Annotated in this window: 14 protein-coding genes; 11 read left to right on the forward strand and 3 right to left on the reverse strand. The window is 70.0% G+C overall.

All coding sequences use genetic code 11. From position 1 onward, the window contains the following. The first annotated feature begins 71 nt into the window (after positions 1–71). A complete protein-coding gene (locus EST92_RS14875) occupies positions 72–794 on the forward strand; it encodes a 3'-5' exonuclease (protein ID WP_129281417.1) in 723 nt (240 codons plus the stop codon). 94 nt (positions 795–888) lie between these two features. On the opposite strand, the gene EST92_RS14880 is transcribed toward EST92_RS14875, so the two are convergent. Next, positions 889–1,779, reverse strand: a complete 891-nt coding sequence (locus tag EST92_RS14880) for an aminoglycoside phosphotransferase family protein (protein WP_129281418.1) — start codon at positions 1,777–1,779, stop codon at positions 889–891. Positions 1,780–2,345: 566 nt separating this feature from the next. On the opposite strand from EST92_RS14880, the gene EST92_RS14885 reads away from it, so the two are divergent. The 5 genes from EST92_RS14885 (at position 2,346) to EST92_RS14905 (ending at position 7,859) form a co-directional block, all read left to right on the forward strand. Next, entirely contained in the window at positions 2,346–3,551 is a 1,206-nt protein-coding gene (locus EST92_RS14885; RefSeq protein ID WP_129248974.1) for a S8 family peptidase, read from the forward strand. Positions 3,552–3,865: 314 nt separating this feature from the next. Beyond that, positions 3,866–4,957, forward strand: a complete 1,092-nt coding sequence (locus EST92_RS14890) for a glycosyltransferase family 2 protein (protein WP_129281419.1) — start codon at positions 3,866–3,868, stop codon at positions 4,955–4,957. 305 nt (positions 4,958–5,262) lie between these two features. Continuing rightward, a complete protein-coding gene (locus EST92_RS14895; protein WP_129281420.1) occupies positions 5,263–5,916 on the forward strand; it encodes a maleylpyruvate isomerase N-terminal domain-containing protein in 654 nt (217 codons plus the stop codon). An 89-nt stretch (positions 5,917–6,005) separates the two neighbouring features. Continuing rightward, positions 6,006–6,731, forward strand: coding sequence for a nucleotidyltransferase domain-containing protein (locus tag EST92_RS14900; protein ID WP_129281421.1), 726 nt, complete (start codon positions 6,006–6,008; stop codon positions 6,729–6,731). A 141-nt stretch (positions 6,732–6,872) separates the two neighbouring features. After that, positions 6,873–7,859 carry an MsnO8 family LLM class oxidoreductase gene (locus EST92_RS14905; protein WP_129281422.1) on the forward strand — a complete coding sequence of 329 codons (987 nt, stop codon included), beginning with the start codon at positions 6,873–6,875 and terminating at the stop codon, positions 7,857–7,859. Between the two features lie 71 nt (positions 7,860–7,930). On the opposite strand, the gene EST92_RS14910 is transcribed toward EST92_RS14905, so the two are convergent. Continuing rightward, positions 7,931–9,235: a DegT/DnrJ/EryC1/StrS family aminotransferase gene (locus tag EST92_RS14910; protein ID WP_254068818.1), complete on the reverse strand. Its 1,305-nt coding sequence runs from the start codon at positions 9,233–9,235 to the stop codon at positions 7,931–7,933. Positions 9,236–9,617: 382 nt separating this feature from the next. Here EST92_RS14910 and EST92_RS14915 point away from each other — a divergent pair, with 382 nt between their 5' ends. From EST92_RS14915 to EST92_RS14930, 3 genes are all read left to right on the forward strand, one after another. Beyond that, positions 9,618–10,907 carry a cation:proton antiporter gene (locus EST92_RS14915; RefSeq protein ID WP_254068819.1) on the forward strand — a complete coding sequence of 430 codons (1,290 nt, stop codon included), beginning with the start codon at positions 9,618–9,620 and terminating at the stop codon, positions 10,905–10,907. 150 nt (positions 10,908–11,057) lie between these two features. Next, positions 11,058–12,074 (forward strand): methyltransferase, encoded by a 1,017-nt coding sequence (locus EST92_RS14925; protein ID WP_129281424.1) that lies wholly within the window; start codon positions 11,058–11,060, stop codon positions 12,072–12,074. A 62-nt stretch (positions 12,075–12,136) separates the two neighbouring features. Continuing rightward, on the forward strand, positions 12,137–12,952 hold the full coding sequence (locus EST92_RS14930; protein ID WP_129281425.1) for a class I SAM-dependent methyltransferase: 816 nt from the start codon (positions 12,137–12,139) through the stop codon (positions 12,950–12,952). A 69-nt stretch (positions 12,953–13,021) separates the two neighbouring features. Here the strand turns inward: EST92_RS14930 and EST92_RS14935 are convergent, their stop codons facing one another. Beyond that, positions 13,022–13,789 carry an SDR family oxidoreductase gene (locus tag EST92_RS14935; RefSeq protein ID WP_129281426.1) on the reverse strand — a complete coding sequence of 256 codons (768 nt, stop codon included), beginning with the start codon at positions 13,787–13,789 and terminating at the stop codon, positions 13,022–13,024. Positions 13,790–14,212: 423 nt separating this feature from the next. On the opposite strand from EST92_RS14935, the gene EST92_RS14940 reads away from it, so the two are divergent. Together EST92_RS14940 and EST92_RS14945 are read left to right on the forward strand one after the other, a co-directional pair. After that, positions 14,213–16,123 carry a BTAD domain-containing putative transcriptional regulator gene (locus tag EST92_RS14940; RefSeq protein WP_161981739.1) on the forward strand — a complete coding sequence of 637 codons (1,911 nt, stop codon included), beginning with the start codon at positions 14,213–14,215 and terminating at the stop codon, positions 16,121–16,123. Positions 16,124–16,250: 127 nt separating this feature from the next. Then, a complete protein-coding gene (locus EST92_RS14945) occupies positions 16,251–17,627 on the forward strand; it encodes an NAD(P)/FAD-dependent oxidoreductase (RefSeq protein WP_129281428.1) in 1,377 nt (458 codons plus the stop codon). The last annotated feature ends 87 nt before the right edge of the window (positions 17,628–17,714 follow it).

Raw genomic sequence — 17,714 nt, forward strand, 5'->3', positions numbered from 1 at the left:
AGGCCATGCACCCACTGGGACCGAGAGGTCACAACCCTACCCAAAAGGGCTGCAGAAAGGATGGTCCTCTAATGAGCTGGCATCAGGAGCTGCTGGTCAGCTTCGACCTGGAGACCACAGGCACCGACGTCGAGCAGGACCGCATCGTCACCGCCGCCCTGATCCGGCTGGAGGGGGACGGCCGGGCCGCCGAGAAGCTGACCTGGCTGCTCGATCCGGGTGTGCCGATTCCCGAGGAAGCCGCGGCCATTCACGGCATTTCGACCGCATATGTCCAAGCGCATGGACGTCCGCCGGTGGACGCCATAGCGGAAATCACCGAGGCGCTGGCCGAGGCCCTGCGCGCGGACATCCCGCTGGTGGTGATGAATGCCCGCTATGACCTCTCGCTGCTGGACCGCGAGTGCCGGCGGCACGGCCTGCGGACCCTGACCGAACGGCTCGGGCATCCCCCCGCGCCGGTCATCGACCCCCTCGTCCTGGACAAACACGTCGACCGCTACCGCAAGGGGAAGCGCGCCCTGCAGGCGCTCTGCGGTCACTACGGCGTCCGGCTCGACGGTGCCCACGAAGCGGGTGCCGACGCCGCCGCGGCGGCCGGGGTCGCCCGGCGCATCGGGGAGAAGTATCCGGCCGTCGCCCTCCCGTCCCCCCGGGCGCTGCACGCCCTTCAGGAGCAGGCGGCCGCCGAACAAGCCGCCTCGTTCCAGGAGTATTTGCGGCGCACCGGAGATCCGGGGGCGATAGTCGAGCCGGCCTGGCCGCTGATTCCGTACCAGGTCGGCGTCTGCTGATTCCGTTTACCGGTTCGGCGTCTGAGCGCCGCCGCGGCTGCCAGGGCGTTCGCCCGGCCGGGAGCGCCGGCTGCCCGGGCCGCCCGGCTCGGAATCAGAAGGGGTACCACCGGACGGTCGCGTCCTTGTCGCGCAACGAGGCGATCCGGCGCCGGAATTCTGTGAGTGCCGCGGGGTTGCCGGGCGCGTGCTGGGACACCCAGGCGCAGCTCGCCGTCTCCCGCGCCCCGCGCAGCACGGCGCAGCCCTCCCAGTCCCGTACGTCCCAGCCGTAGGCGGACACAAAGCTGTCGTAGGCCTCCGGGGACAGGCCGTAGCGGTCCCGGCTCAGCGCCATCACGACCAGGTCGTGTTCCCGCAGATCGCAGGAGAAGGTCTCCAGGTCGACCAGCACCGGTCCGTCGGGCCCGATGTGCACATTACGGGGCAGCGCATCGCCGTGGATGGGCCCCCGGGGAAGCCGCGGCTCCAGGGCCGAGGCGGCGGCCTCGAAGGCGTCCCGCCGCCCGCGCAGATACTCCGCGTCCGCGGCCGACACGGCATCCCCGGCCAGCCGCAGCCAGCGCTCGACACCACCGAGCAGTGCGCGCCGGGGGAGCGCGAACGGCGGCTCCGGCAGCGAGTGGACCAGCTTCAGCAGCGCGGCCAGATCGACGGGCGAGGCGGGGCGGACGGCCGCCGGCAGCCGCTGCCAGTAGGTGACGGGATGCCCGTCGACGAGGGTGGCCACCGGCTCCGCGGCCCGTACGGCCGGTACGCCCTCGGCCGCCAGCCACTGCGCCACGCCCAGTTCCCGCTCGGCCCGCTCCAGGAGTTCGGCGCTGCGGCCCACCCGCACGACCGTCCCGTGGTCACCGAGCGCGAAGACAGCGTTCTCGCCGAGCGCGAGCAGCTCGGCGTCGGCCGCCGCGTCGGGCCGTCCGGCCGCGGCCAGTACGTCCCGGGCGCGCGCCTCCGTGAAGGCGACGGGGCTCGGTGCGGTCATCGGATGCCTCCTGCGGTGCGGGAACGCGACCAGTGTCGCAGGTCCTCCCGGTGGCTCCGGAGAGCTGCCGGGCGGGCGGATCCCCCGGCAATCCACCCGGAGTCCGGCCGGTGATCCGGTCGGCAATCCGCCCGGGAATCCCCCCGATATTCCGGCCGGCAATCCACATCCGCAGCCATGTGGAGTGGGTGGACCGGGAGGAGCGCGGCAATTGGGCGCAGGCCCGCTACCTACCAACGCTGACGGACGCGTCGCTCCGGGCACCAGCCTTCTGGGTGCCAACTCCAGCCGCCCCAGGTGCCGTTCGCGTCGCGTTCAACTACTTCCATTGCATTCATGTAAACGGAGTTGAGTCGCTCGGCTTCAACTCCTTGGGCCTTTTGACCACTTCTGAAACCTTTCCCTTTTGGGGCAGGTTGTTGCTTATCTCACACGGCTGGACTGGCCTTGAAATCGGACTGATCAATCAGACAGGGTTTCGTGCCAGTCCGACGCAGATCTTCCGGTCTCCTCGGGCTATTGCGCAACGCTTTCCCCCCACACCACGAACGAGGAGAACCCTCGCAATGGCTCACAAGCGTTCCAGCAAGAAGCGGCTCATCACGGCGATAAGCGCCGCGGTAGCCGCCACTGGTATCGCAACCGTCACCGCGGTCACCGCGGGGGCGTCCCCTGCTGCTGAAGGAAAGATCTACGGAGCCGAGGCCAAGGGCGCCGTCAACGGCAGCTACATCGTCATGCTGAAGAAGTCGATCCGTACTGCGGAGAGCGGCGACCTCGCCGCCAAGTACGGTGGCAAGGTCAAGCGGAGCTTTTCCTCCGCCATCGACGGCTTCTCCACGACCGGACTGAGCGACGAGGAGGCCAAGCGCCTCGCCGCCGACCCGGCCGTCGACAAGGTCGTACAGAACAAGAAGTTCCACATCGACGGCAGCCAGGCCAACCCGCCGTCGTGGGGCCTGGACCGCATCGACCAGGCGGACGCCAAGGGCGACAAGAAGTACAACTACCCGGACAGCGCGGGTGCGGGCGTCACCGCGTACGTCATCGACACCGGCATCCACATCAGCCACAAGGACTTCGGCGGCCGTGCGTCGTACGGCTTCAACGCCATCGACAAGAGCGACAAGGCCGAGGACGACAACGGGCACGGCACGCACGTCGCGGGCACCATCGCCGGTACCGAGCACGGTGTCGCCAAGAAGGCCAAGGTCGTTGCCGTCAAGGTCCTCGACGGTCAGGGCTCCGGCACCACCGAGCAGGTCGTCGCGGGCATCGACTGGGTCACCAAGAACCACAAGGGTCCGTCGGTCGCCAACATGTCGCTCGGCGGCGGCGTGGACGAGGCGCTGGACACGGCCGTGAAGAAGGCCATCGACGCCGGTGTCACCTTCGGTGTCGCGGCGGGCAACGAGCACGCCGACGCGGGCCAGAGTTCTCCGGCGCGGGTGAAGGAAGCCATCACCGTGGCCTCCAGCACCAAGGACGACCAGCAGTCCGACTTCTCCAACTTCGGCAGCGCGGTGGACCTTTACGCGCCCGGTTCCGACATCACCTCGGACTGGAACACCGGCGACGACGCCACGAAGACCATCTCCGGCACCTCCATGGCGACCCCGCATGTCGTCGGCGCCGCCGCGGTCTACCTGGCCGGTCACAAGGACGCCAAGCCGGCGGACGTGGAGAAGGCCCTGACCGACGGCGCCACCACCGACAAGATCACGAACCCGACAAAGGGCACGCCCAACAAGCTGCTGAAGGTCGTCGAGTAACCACCTCGCCGCCTCAGCTCCACGCGCCGGCCGTCGCGCCCGCCCCCACGGGGCGCGACGGCCGGCGTCGTCGTGTCCGGGGCGGGCCCGGCGGCAAACCGATCCATTGACGATTCCCTTCCCCCAACCCGACGTTTCCGCCGCCGAGTTATCCACAGGAGGAAGCCTCCGGAACCATCCGTCGCGTCATGTCACTACCGTCGGTGACATGCACGGAGGACTGCCGTTCATCGGCATCAGCACCATTGTCTACGGCGTGATCGGACTGGTCATGGTCGTAGCCGGCGCGATCCGCAAGACAGGGGGAGATCGAGTTGCACACCATCACCGTCATCGTGCCCGCTCACAACGAGGAGGAGGGGCTGCCGGCCACGCTGGAGTCCCTCGCCCGGCAAACCGTCCGGCCTGACCGGATCCTGGTCGTGGACGACGCCTCCACGGACCGTACGGGCGAGGTGGCGGCCGCACACGGCGTGACCGTACTGCGCCCGCCGCGCAATCTGGGCAGCAAGGCCAAGGCACAGAACTTCGCCCTGCCCCATTGCGCCACCGACCTCGTACTGGCCGTCGACGCGGACACCGTCCTCGCGCCGGACTACATCGAGACCGTCGTTCCCGTCTTCGAGGACCCCGGTGTCGCCGTCGCGGCAGGCACCGTCCGCACCCGCCATACCCGTACGCTCTGGGAGCGCGGACGCTCCACCGAGTATCTCTTCGGCTTCCACTGGCACCGCCCCATCCAGGCCCGCGCCAACAGCCCCATGGTCTGCTCGGGTTGCTGTTCCGTCTTCCGGCGCGACGATCTGATGGCCTTCGGCGGCTTCCCTGAACGCACCATCGTCGAGGACATGGACTTCACGTGGTCCCAGCAGATCGCGGGCAGACGCGCGGTCTACGTCTCCGACGCCGTAGCCCTCGCCGCCGACCCGGAAGACCTCACCTACCTGCGCAAACAGGTCTGGCGTTGGATGGCCGGCTTCTGTCAGAACGTCCGGCTCCACCTCGGTCGCCTGATCGTCCACAAACCCCTGCTGGCGGTCTGGGTACTGCTGGCCCTCCTGGAGATCCTCACCGCACCGCTGTGGTGGGCGACCCCGTTCGTCATCGCCGCGACCTCCGACCAGCCACCCGCACTCGCCTTCCTCTGGTGGGCCGGCGCCGAACTCCTGCTGACGACACCACCCCTCCTCTACGCTGCCCGCCGCCGCAAACTCCCGCTGCCGGGAGTGCTGTTGAACATCCCCTGTGTCTACGCGACCAAGGCCGTCAACCTCGTCTACGCCTGGAAGGCCCTCATCGTGGAACTCCTCCTGGTACCGCTTCATCTGGCCCGGGGCCTGACGGTCTACGAGAAGGGACGGGCCGACCACCGACCGATGCGCTCGGCTTCGGCGGGGGCGGGGTGAGCGATGGTGGGGGACGCGGTTCCGCCGCCACGTCACGGCACGGGGACCGGACGACACTGCTGAGGTAGGGTCTGCCGGCCGAGACCGACCGCCCCGGTACGTGAACCGGCCGCCTCGGTGGATGAACGGCCGCCTCGGTGGGTGAACCGGTTTTCCGCGTACGGAAACCGGCCGTCTGGCCAGGCGAACCAGTCGTCTGGGCAAGCGAACCGGCTGCCCGGATCCGCGGAACCGTCGGCCCGGGTCGCGAGCCGACCACCCAAATGCGCTTGTCCGTCGTTCCATTCCAGCACTACCGTGCCGCAGTGGATCTCTTCTCACGTGCTTGGACGGCGTTGCGCACGACGGTCGCCGACATCCCGGACGAGGACTTCGAGCGGCCGTCCGGTTGTACCGGCTGGCTCGTGCGGGACCTGGTGTGCCACCTGGTCATCGACGCCCAGGATGTCTTGATCACCCTGGTCACGCCCGCCGAAACCGAACCGACCGTGGACGCGGTCACCTACTGGGAGCTCGTCGAACCCCCGACGGGCGAGGACCCCCTGGATGCGCTGATTCCGCGGCTCGCCGCCGCATACGGCGAGCCGCGGTGGCTCAAGCTCCACCTCGACGACGTCGGTTCCGCCGCGGGCCGCGCCGCCGAACTCGCCGATCCCTCCGTCCGCGTCAGCACCCGCGACGAGGTGCTGACCGCCGGCGACTACCTGTCCGCGTACGTGCTCGAATGGACCCTGCACCACCTCGACCTGATCGCGCAGCTGCCGTCGGCCCCCGAGCCGCCCGCCGAGACCCTCGCGGCGGCACGCGCGTCGCTGGAGAAGATCGCCGGGACCCCGTTTCCCGCCTGGCTCTCCGACACGGACGCGCTGATGATCGGCACCGGACGTCGTACGCCGACCGAGGAGGAGAAGGACGCGCTGGGCGATGTTGCCGCGAAGCTCCCGCTCATCCTCGGCTGAGAGACGCGAAGGTGGTAAATCGTGAAAGGACGACGAGTCACGTGGTGGGTTACGTCGCGCTGGGGGCGCACCTGCCACGATGAGTGCCCATGAATGATCAGGAAATCCCTGCCACCCAAGCTCTGCGCCTGGTCACCACCCTCTTCCCCCATGCGCTGGGTGCCATGCTGGGCGGCTCGGCTGCCCAGGGGCGAGCCACCCCGAGGAGCGATCTCGACGTGGCCGTCCTCCTGCCGGACTCGGACGCCAGTCGTCGTGAGGTGATACGCCACGAGGGCCGCCTGGCCGAGTTGTTCCTGAACACGCTCGCGGACGTGCCGGAATTCTTCGAGTGGGACAGAGCCCGCCGTCGTGGCACGGTCCTGTTCATCTATGACCAGGGGCTGCCCTTGATGGACCCCCACGGCCATCTGTCCCGTACGTGCGAACGGGCCCGAGCCGTGCTCGCGGCCGGGCCGCCCCCGCTCACCCCAGCAGAACGGGAACGGTCCCGCTATGGGCTCACCTGCTTCATGGACGACTTGGTCGACACCCCGCCGACCCGTCGGTACGAACAGCTCGCCCTCGCCGACTCCACTCTGCGCGAGGCGACACACCTTCTCACGGCCTACCACAACGCCTGGACGGGCATCGGCAAATGGCTGCCCCGCAGGCTGCTGAGCGCAGACCCGGTGCGGGGCAAGACCCTGTTGGACGGCCATCAGGCGGTGGCCGAACGCGCCGACCCCGCCCCGTTGGCGGACGCTGCCGAGCAGGTGCTCGACCTGCTGGGCGGCCCGCTACGGGAAGGCTACGCACACCCATGGCGCACCTGATCGGCCGGACGGAGGCTTCTAGAGCCGTGGACACCGGTCGGGTGATCGCGTCGGCCAACTCGCGGCGGCAGCCTGGTCTTTGTGGCCGGGAACAGGGCGAGTGCGGCGCGCTTGTCGAACGTCGATCCTTATGCTGACGGCATGATCGATGTACCTCTTTCAGCGCTGGAAGTCGCGATGGTCCAAACGGGCACGCGTGCCGTGGAGACCCTGCGCGACACCGCCGCCTTCGCGCAGGGACTGGAACGGCTGGGTTACCACCGGGTCTGGTACGCCGAGCATCACCACTCGCCCGCCATCGGGGCGTTTCCACCGGTCGTGCTGATCGCGCACGCGGCCGCCTCGACCTCGGCCATCCGGCTCGGTTCGGGCGGTGTACTGGCACCCAACCACGCGCCCCTCATGCTGGCGGAGCAGTTCGGAACGCTGGCCGGACTGCACGGGCGCCGCATCGATCTGGGTATCGGTCGTGGCCCGGGCACCTTCGACGAGGCCACCGCACGAGCGCTGCGCCGCGGGGCCGGACCGACGACGGACGCGGAATACGACGGGGACGTGGCCGCGATCCTGTCCTTTCTGGTCGACGAAGTCGCCCTCGACCCGCTGCCGGAGCCGTGGCTGTTGTCGTCCAGCCCCGCGGGTGCCGCTCTCGCCGCACGACGTGGCCTGCCGATCGCCCTCGCGCACCACATCAGGCCGGACAACACGCTTGCGGCGGTGGAGCGTTACCGGGCCGACTTCACCCCGTCCCGTTGGTGCGAGCGGCCTCGGGTGCTGGTGTGTGTGGAGGCGGTGTGTGCCGAGACGGAAGAAGAAGCCGCGTGGCGGGTCGGGCCGATGGAGGTCGTCAAAGCCGGGCTCCTCAAAGGCCTGAGTGAGATCCCGTTCCCCACCCCCGCGGCCGCGGCCGCCCACCAGTTCACGGCCGCGGAGCGACGGGCGCTGGCCGGGTTCCGTGCACAGCAGGCCGTCGGGACACCCGAGACCGTCGTCCGACGGCTTGCGCACCTGGCCGGCGAGACCGGAGCGGACGAACTGATGCTGACCACACCCGTCTACGACCTCGGCGACCGCATTCGCTCCTACGAGCTCATCAAGAAGTACTCCGAGGGCGCGGCAGGGTCGTAGAAGCCATGCGGGGGATCAGCTACCGGCTTCCGGGCGCCGGCCGGACGCCGGCCGCCCGCGCCGGCCAGCGGTTACCGCCCGCAGGCCGTAGCCGGTACCGGGAGGGGAGCCGGGGTGCCGCCGTTCAGTTCGGTCAGGGATTCGTCCAAGGCCTCGATGAGGTAGTCCTCCTGATGGGTAGTCAGCAGGGGATGGCAGGGGAGGTTGAGGTGCTGCTCGAACCAGCTGCGTTCGGCGACCGGGCACTCGCCGCGCAGATGGCCCCGGTGGCGCCACTGCGGCAGCAGATGCTGGGGGAAGTAGCGGAGCTGGATCTCCACGCCTCTGCGGTCCAGGCTCAGTACGAGCCGGTCGCGCAGTTCCTGGTGGTCGGTGAAGCAGGTGTAGAGGTGGTAGGAGTGCGCGCTGTGCGCGGGCGTCGACTGCGGGGTCATGAAGGGGTAGCGGGCGAGTACCTCGTCCAGCCGGGCCGCGAGCGCGCGCCGTCGGGCGGTGGTGGCGGGAAGCCGGGTGAGCTGGGCCTGGCCGAGGGCCGCGACCATGTCCGGCATCGTCGCGGCGCCGCCGGGCCGCCGTGCGGGTCCGCGCTGGAGCGGGACGGTGTGCGGGGTCCACAGTGCGGGGTTCGGCGCCGCCGTGTGGTCCGGCCGCAGGTGCGCGCTGCGCGCGTCGGTGTCCTCGGCGCGCAGCCGGTGCAGACGCTCGGCCCAGTCGTCCCGGTCGCAGGTGATCACACCGCCCTTGCCGAGCAGCCTGGTGTTCCGGGCATTGCGGAGGCTGAAGGTGGCGATGTCCGCCAGTGACCCGGCGCTGCGTCCGCGGTAGCGGGTGCCCAGCGCATGGGCGCAGTCCTCCAGCACCAGAAAGCCGTGGCGGCGTGCCAGCGCCATGATCGTGTCCATTTCGGCGGGGCAGCCGCCGTAGTGCACCAGCAGCAGGGCTTTGGTGCGCGGGGTGATCAGCGACTCCAGCACGGCCGGGTCGAGGGTGAGGGTGGCGGGGTCGACATCGCAGAACCGGACCCGTACGTCGTAGTCGAACAGCGGCTGGACGGTGGCCTGATGGGTCTGCGGGGTGGCGATCACCTCGTCGCCGGGGGTCAGTCCGAGCATCCGGACGGCCAGTTGCAGGGCGACCGTTCCGCTGGTCACCGAAAGGGCATGCCTGCTGCCCACTGACTCGGCGAAGGAGCGCTCGAACCGTTCCCGTCGCACGCCCGTCGGCAGCGGGGTGCTCTCGTGGATGAGCTCGGCCAGTACGGCTGCCTCGGTGTCGGCGGGCAGTACGCCCCGCTTTCCCCAGGGCACGACGTAACTCTTGTCCAGCATCAGGTCCCCCCAGATGGTCGCCGGCGCACCGGTGGGTGCTCTACCCATGAGAGTGCAGGAGCGGGGGCGGGGTGAAGAGCAGACGGTGGTCAGCAAGGTCAGTTCGGTCAGTTTCGCCGTCCGTCGCCGCCCGGGGCGGACCGTACCGGGCTGGACCAACGCCGCACCGGGCCGCAACACCACCGCACCGGGCCGCAACACCACCGCACCGGACCCAACCGCACCGGCCGGGACCACACCGGACCGGTCCGGCCGAGTGGACCAACAGCCCTGGATTTCAGTGAACTTCGAGGCCGATCGCTGTGCCGTGCCCGAGGATGTCGCGAGCGGAGGCGTCCGGAGCGGCTGCCAGACGGGGCGCGGCGCTTCATGCGACAGGGCGTCGCCGTCGTCCGGACGGGATGCGGACCGAAGCGCGAGGTGGCGACCGGTGACCGAACTCAACGCGGCAATACTCTTCGCGGATCTCTCCCTGATCCTTGTGATGGCCCGGGTGGCCGGCCGGATCGCTCACCGGCTCGGCCAGCCGGCCGTCATCGGTGAGATCGTCGGGGGACTCTTACTGGGCCCCACGCTGTTCCACGGGGCGCTCGCGCACGCGCTGTTCCCCGTGGACATCCGGCCCAATCTGAGTGCGCTGGCCAACCTCGGGCTGGTGCTCTTCATGTTCGTGGTGGGGTACGAGGTCGACTTCGGCAGGCTCCGGGGCTGCGGACGGATCGCCGTCGGAACCGTCCTCGGCTCCGCCGCCGTGCCGTTCGCCCTCGGCGCGCTGCTCGCGCTCCACCTGCTTCGCGAGCGGCACCCCGCAAGCCGGGCCGGCTTCGTCCTGTTCATCGCGGTGGCCGTGTCGGTCACCGCCTTTCCGGTGCTGGCGCGCATCCTGACCGACCGGCGCATGAGCGGCACCTGGCTGGGGACGATCGCACTGTCGTCGGCGGCCGTGTGCGACCTCGTCGCCTGGACGGCGCTGGCCGCCGTCCAGGTGCTCACCGGGACGGGGGGACAAAGTCCCTGGTGGGTGCTGCTGATCGTCCCCTACGCCCTGGTGCTGGTCACCCGTGGCCGGCCGCTGCTGGAGCGGGCGCTGCGCGGCGGGGTCCCCGACGGCGCGGCGTCGGCGGGAAGTCTCGCCCTCGTACTCACCGGCTTGCTGTTGTCGGCCGCGGTGACCCAGGCGCTCGGGCTCCACTTCGTGCTCGGAGCGTTTCTGTTCGGCCTCGTCATGCCCCGTGGGGAAGGCACCGGCTTGAAGGACGCCCTCCTGCCTCGGGTGCAGTTCACGACGACACTGCTGCTGCCGGTCTACTTCATCGTCGCCGGGCTCAACGTCGATCTCTCCCGGATCGGTGCGTCGGGGCTGTGGGACCTCGGTCTCATCCTGGCCGTCGCGGTCACCGGGAAGTTCGCGGGTACCTGGCTCGGCGCCCGGTCCCAGGGGCTGCCGGCCCGCCGCTCCGCGGTGCTGGCCACGCTGATGAACACCCGCGGGCTGACCGAACTCATCGCGCTGAGCGTGGGGTTGCAGATCGGACTGCTGGACGGCGGGCTCTACTCGGAGATGGTCGTCATGGCCGTCGTCACGACGGTGATGACCGGGCCGCTCCTGCGGTGCTTCGTCAGGCCGGGCGACCGGGAGCCGGTACTGCAGGAACAGGAACAGGAACAGGAACAGGAACAGGAACAAGAACAGGAACAGGAACGGGCCGGGGGCTCGTGAAGGGGGGGCACTCCCGCCTCTGGCCCGCTCCCGCCTTCGGCCCGCGTCGGTCCCCTGGGGGCCGTATCGAGCGGTCGTATAGCTGCCGTCGAGTGCCGCGCCGTAGCGTCCTGGCGAGCACCGTCAGACACTGCCGAAGGAGACGGGCGTATGACGAAGGGTGCACAGGCCGGTGCGACGGCCGAGCCGTTGCTGCAGATGGCGGCCGATTTCTACAAGTGGCGCACGGTCCTGTTCGCGGTCGAACTGGGCCTGTTCACCGCGCTGCTGCACACCGCGATGACACCGGCCGGGGTGTGCGACCGGTTCGGCATCGGCCGGCGCGGCGCAGCCGACTTCCTGGATTCCCTGGTGTCCGTGGGGCTGCTGGAGCGGGCGGACGGGGCCTACCGCACCGCGCCGCTGGCCGCGCGGTTCCTGGACGGTGAGAAGGCCGCCTACCTGGGCCGGTTCCTCCAGCAGGCCGATGCCCGCTGGTCGCGGGTGGGCGAGGGGCTGCTCACCGGCGAGCCGCAGAACGGGGCGCGTCCGGGAGCCGGGATGTTCGTCCGTCAGCACCGCAGCCGTCAGGAGTGGCGCGCCTACTACGGCGGGATGGACGCACTCAACGGCCCCAGCGGCCGGGCGCTGGTGGACGCCTTCGACTGGGGAACGGTCAAGCGTGTCACGGACGTCGGCGGAGCGCGCGGCAACGTGCTCGCCGAGCTGGTGCGGGCGTACCCGCATCTGGAGGCGACGGTCTTCGACCTGCCCGCGGTGGAGCCCGTCTTCACCGAGCACATGGCGGAACTCGGCCTCACCGGGCGGGTGGCGTTCCGGCCGGGGGACTTCTTCCGCGATCCGCTGCCCGAGTCCGAGGTCGTGGTGTTCGGGCACGTCCTGCACGACTGGGACGTCGAGCAGCGGCGGCAGCTCGCCGGGCGGGCCTTCGACGCGGTGGCACCGGGCGGTTACGCGCTCGCCTACGACACGATGATCGACGAGGAGCGCCGCGCGAAGACCAACTCCCTGCTGGTCAGCCTCAATATGATGCTCTGCACCCCGGGCGGCAGTGAGTACACGCCGTCGGAGGGCGCCCGGTGGTTCGAGGACGCCGGCTTCACGGAGGTCACGCACCGGCCACTGGCCGGGGACGACACCCTGCTCGTGGCCCACCGGGCGAGGTGAGCCGTCCGGCCGGTCGCTCCGGCCGGTTGCCGCTGCGGCCGAACTGCATGGGAGGTGCGGTTGTGCCATCCGACGCATCCGATTCCGACGCATCCGATTCCGAGGCATCCGGTTCCGAGGCATCCGAATCCAAGAAATTCGATTCCAAGGCATTCGATTTCGGGGCGCCGGTCCCCGACCTGTCCGTCCCCGACCGGACCGCCCCCGACCTGTCCGACCCCGGCGCGTGTGACCCGCGGACCCGGCACGCGCAGGAGGCGTACACCCGGCGGCGGTTGGCGGTGTACGACGCCGTGGTGCTGGGGCTGTTCTGCTCGCTGGTGTGGCGCTGCCCGCGCGGCGACATGCTGCGGCTCTACCGGCGCGCCACCGGTGCTCGCCACCTCGACATCGGACCGGGTACCGGCTACTTCCTGGACCGGTGCGGCTTCACCGGCCCGCCGCCCGAGATCACCCTGCTCGACCTGAGCCAGGAGTGCCTGGAGATGTCGGCGCACCGCCTGGCCCGCTACCGGCCCCGGACCTGCCGGGCCAACCTGCTCGAACCCCTGCCGCTGCCGGACGGCGCGTTCGACTCGGTCGCCATGAGCCTGGTGCTGCACACCGTCCCCGGCGGCTGGGACGCCAAGGGGAAGTCCTTCGCGGAGGTGGCCCGGGTGCTGCGGCCGGGCGGCACGCTGTTCGGGTCGACCGTGCTCGCCGAGGGGGTGCGGATGAACGCGCTGACCCGGCGGCTGCTCGTGGAGCAGCACCGGCGCGGCAACTTCCAGAACCAGGGTGACGGTCCGGACGGTCTCGCCCGGGCGCTCGCCGCGCACTTCCCGTTCTCGCGGGTCGTGGTGCGGGGGAACGTCGCCCTCTTCCGGGCCATCGCCTGACGGCCGGTACACCGCACGACCCGAGCCGAGGGACGCCACCGTGTCGCGTCCCTCGGCTCCGTGCGTGGTTCAGCGGCCGCCGGCGGTGTGGATGATCTCGCCGTTGATGTTGCCGTTGGCCCCCGAGCCGAGGAAGAGGATCAGCTTCGCGATGTCCTCGGGCTCGCTGATCCGTCCGCTGGGGGTCCGCTCGATCTCCTTCTCCACCATCTCCCGCGTGTCCGGGTCCTCCAGGAGTTGCTCCATGAATTCGGTCCGCGTGGCGCCGGGGGCCACGACGTTGACCAGTACGCCGTGCTGACTCCACATCAGGCCCTTGGCGAAGCCGTGCAACGCCGCCTTCGAGCTGCTGTAGATCTCCGAGCGCCACATGCCGTACTGCGCCGTGATCGAGGAGAGCAGGACCACCCGCCCCCATCCGTTGGCCCGCATGTCCTTGACGACCCGCTGGGCCGTCAGCATGTGGCCTTCGGTGTTGGCCCGAAAGCGCCGCGTCCACTTCTCCGGATCGAGGTCCTCGAAGGCGTCGTCCTCGCCCGGGTCGCCCCAGGTGAACCAGAGGGCGTTGGCGACCAGGACGTCTATGCCGCCGAATGTGTCCCGCACCGTGTCGACGGCGGAGACGATCGAGGCCGGGTCGCGCAGTTCGTAGGGCACGGCCATCGCCCGGTCCGGTCCGCCCAGTTCCTCGACGAGCTTGTGGGCGGCGTCCGCGGAGGAGTTGTAGGTGATGGCCACCCGGGCGCCCTCCTGGGCGTATAACCGGGCGGTCGCGCGGCCGATACCCCTCGTGCCCCCCGTGATCAGCACCCGCTTGTCCGTGAGTCCCAGATCCATTCGGTAACCCCTCGACCGGTCGGCGCTTTCCGCCGACGACGAACGCGGGCCGCGACCGGCCCGCTGGTGATGAATAGTCGTCAGACTACTAGTCGACCCGGCGACTATCAAGGCTGATCGACCCGGTGGGGCCACCGCAGTCACCAGGCGATTTCCGTGCCACGCCGGTCGTACACAAAAAGACTCGACCCATTTGCGACGCGCTGCTCAGCGATGCTCTAGCGGAATTCGATGTCGTGCCGTTAAACAGGTCCATGGCTTTCTAGCGGGACACACCCGAGAGTCTGGTTGGACATGAACCGAGGCTGGGAGGGTGTCGGCTGCACTCACCTTCGATCGCGCCAGGGGCCGATCGCGACAGCTGTCGCGACCGGCTGCGAATCCGTTTTCGTCACCGGCTGGATCCAACAAGGGGGAGCTTGTATGCATGTCAAGGTGCTAGGGGAGTTCGAGGTCCTGCGGTCCGGGGTGCGAGTGACGCCCGCCGCCCCCAAGCTGCGCCGGGTGTTCGCGCTCCTCGCAGTGGAGGCGAACCGGGCGGTGCATACCGACCAACTCATCGAGGAACTGTGGGACGACAGGCCGCCCCTGAGTGCCGTCACCACCCTTCAGACCTACATTTACCAGTTGCGCAAGCATCTGAACTGGTCGGAGGCGGCCACCGGCGATGCCTGCGGGACTGGCGTGAAAGTGACGCTTCGCACGACGCCCGGTGGGTACATGCTGACCCTTCCGGACGATGCTCTCGACGCCGTGGAGTTCGAGAAGCTGGCCGCGCTGGGACGTGAACAGCTGATGGCCGGGAATTTCGAGCGGGCTTCCCTCGTCCTTCGGCAGGCGCTCGATCTGTGGACCTCCCGGGCATTCGGAGCGGTGAGCCCCGGGCCGTTGCTGCACGCGCATATGGTGCGCCTTGAAGAATTGCGAAAGCTTGCGCTCGGTCACCGATTAGAGGCCGACTTACAACTCGGCCGTCATATAGACCTGATAGGTGAACTCACCACCTTGGTCGCGCAACAACCCACGCACGAGGGATTTCAGGCGAAACTCATGCTGGGGCTCTACCGGGCCGGTCGGCGCGCGGAGGCCCTCCAGGCGTACCAGCGGGCCCGTACGGCGCTCGCCGCCGAACTCGGGCTGGAGCCGTCCGCGGAGCTGCGGCGCCTCCACCAGGCCATGCTGACCGCGGACCCCAGCCTCGACGCGCCGGCCGACGCCACCGGCACGCTGGTGGTCACCGCCACCCACCAGCAGCCCAACCAACTCCCGCTGGAGACCGACCACTTGCTCGGCCGCGAGGACGCGCTCGAAGCGGTGCGGCGCACGCTGACCGACACCGGGCGCCGGCCCACCTCGGTCGTCGCCCTGGCCGTCGGCCCGCCCGGTTCCGGCAAGTCGGTGTTCGCCGTCCACGCCGCCCACCGGGTACGGGAGGCGTTCCCCGACGGCGTGCTCTTCGCCCGGCTCCAGCGGGACGACGCTTCGCTCGTGCCGACCGACGAGGTCCTCGCCGACTTCCTGCGCGCGCTGGGCCTGAGCCGGGCCCTCCGGGGGGCGTCCGCACAGGAGATGCAGGCGGCCTTCCGCACCTGGACGGCGCAGCGCAGGCTGCTCGTGGTCCTGGACGACGTCGTCGAAACCCACCAGCTGGACGCCCTGTTGCCGGGCACCGGATCGGCCATGATCGCCTCCAGTCGCCGTCTGCTGTCCCATCCCGCGATGGTGATCACCACGCGTACCGCCCCGCTGGCGGACGAGATCTGCCGGTGCCTGCTCAGCGACGTGCTCGGCGACGACCGGCTCCAGGCGGACCTCGCGGGACTGGGGGAGCTGGTCAAGCTCTCGGGGGGCCTGCCGCTGGCCCTGCGCGCGGCCGCCAGCCTCCTGCAGCGGCGCCCCCACTGGCCCATCGGCAAGCTGCTGAACCTCGCCGACGGCGACGTGCGGCGGATCCCGCCGGCCGGCCGGGACGCGCCGCGCCTCGCCGACAGCGTGGGGCGCTCGTTCCGCCTGCTGTCCGGTGCCCAACAGGCCGCCTTCCGCCTGGTGGCCGCGAGCACCGAGTCCGGGGTGTCGGTCGCCGGCGCGGCCGCGCTGCTCGGCGTGGACGAGTCCGAGGCCGAACTGCTGCTGGAGGACCTGGTGGAGTTCCAGCTGGCGGAGGCCGAGGACATCGGCGGGATGTTCCTCTACTCGATCCGGGGCCCGTTCCGCACCGTGGCGTCCAGTCTGACCAACCGGCCCGAGGACGCCGCCTACCCGGCGCCGCCGGACGACGGGGCCCGCGTGCTGCCCACGTTCGAACTGGCCCGGACCGCGGCCCGTTCGGCCTGACCGCGCACCGACGGAGGGCGGTCCCACCGGCCCTCCGCCGGTGCCACGACCACCACTCCAGCGGCCTTCGACCCGGGCCTGGAACGTTCTCATCCGGACGCACACAGCCTCGGAAGGGGAGACGCACATGCGCGCAGGGACGCAGGTTCTGGTCATCGGAGGCGGCCCCGCCGGATCGACGGCCGCCGGTCTGCTCGCACGTCAGGGCGTGCAGGTCACCCTGCTGGAGCGGGAGACCTTCCCGCGGTACCACATCGGCGAGTCGATCCTGCCGTCCTGCCGTCCGATCTTCGAACTGCTCGGGGTCTGGGACAAGGTCGAGGCCTTCGGGTTCCAGCCGAAAGGCGGCGCCTACTTCAGCTGGGGCCCGGACGAGTGGGAGGTCCGGTTCACGGAACTGGGCGACGACGGTGCCAACGCCTGGCAGGTCACCCGGGCCGACTTCGACAAGCTGCTGCTCGACCACAGCCGTGAGCTGGGCGTGGACGTGCACGAGGGCGTCACGGTCAAGGAGATCGAGTTCGAGGGCGACCGGCCGGTGGCGGCGCGGTGGGCCGGGGACGACACGACCGGCCGCCTCACCTTCGACCACCTGATCGACGCATCGGGGCGGCGCGGCGTCATGGCGACCAAATACCTCAAGGCACGGACGTTCCACAGCGTCTTCCGCAACGTCGCCACCTGGTCGTACTGGAAGAACGCCAAGTCCCTGGACCGGGGCCCGGCGGGCTCGATCACCGTGGCGTCCGTCCCCGAGGGGTGGTTCTGGGCGATCCCCCTGCACGACGGGACCACCAGCGTCGGACTCGTCACCGGCCGTGACACCTTCAACCGGCGCCGCAGCGAACAGGGCGGCATCGAGGCCGTCTACGACGACGCGCTGCGCCAGTGCCCCCTCGTGCAGGAACTGCTGGCGGACGCGGAGCGGGTGAGCGACTTCAAGACCGAGCAGGACTACTCCTACACCAGCGAGATCTTCCACGGCCCCGGCTACCTGCTCTGCGGGGACGCCGCGTGCTTCCTCGACCCGCTGCTCTCCACCGGGGTGCACCTGGCCACCTACAGCGCCATGCTCGCCGCCGCGTCGATCGGCTCGGTGCTGCGCGGCGAGGTCGAGGAGAGCGAGGCCTGGGCCTTCTTCGACGGGGTCTACCGGTCCGCCTACGAGCGGCTGCTGGTCCTGGTGTCGGTCTTCTACGAGAGCTACCGCGGCAAGGAGTACCACTTCTACAACGCCCAGCGGCTGTCGGCCGAGGACCGCGACGCCCTCGACCTCCAGGCGTCCTTCGACCACATCATCACCGGGATCGCCGACCTGAAGGACGCCGAGGACGTCTACCGGCGGGTGCGCCAGCACCTCGGCGGGGCGGAGAGCGGCGACCCCAACCCGCTGGCCAACCTCAACAAGGAGCACGAACTGAAGGTCGCCCCGATCAGCCCGGACCGGGCCGTCAGCGGCCTCTACCTGTCCTACCGGCCGCAGTTGTCGCTGCGACGCGCCTGAGCGGCCCCCGCCGCGCGCCGCAGTGGGCGCGGCCCCCGGGGCGGACGCCCCGCGAACGTCCGCGTGTGCCGCGAGGGCACGGGCGGC

This window comes from Streptomyces sp. TM32, from assembly GCF_004122755.1.
In the GTDB taxonomy this organism is placed as follows: Bacteria; Actinomycetota; Actinomycetes; order Streptomycetales; family Streptomycetaceae; genus Streptomyces; species Streptomyces sioyaensis.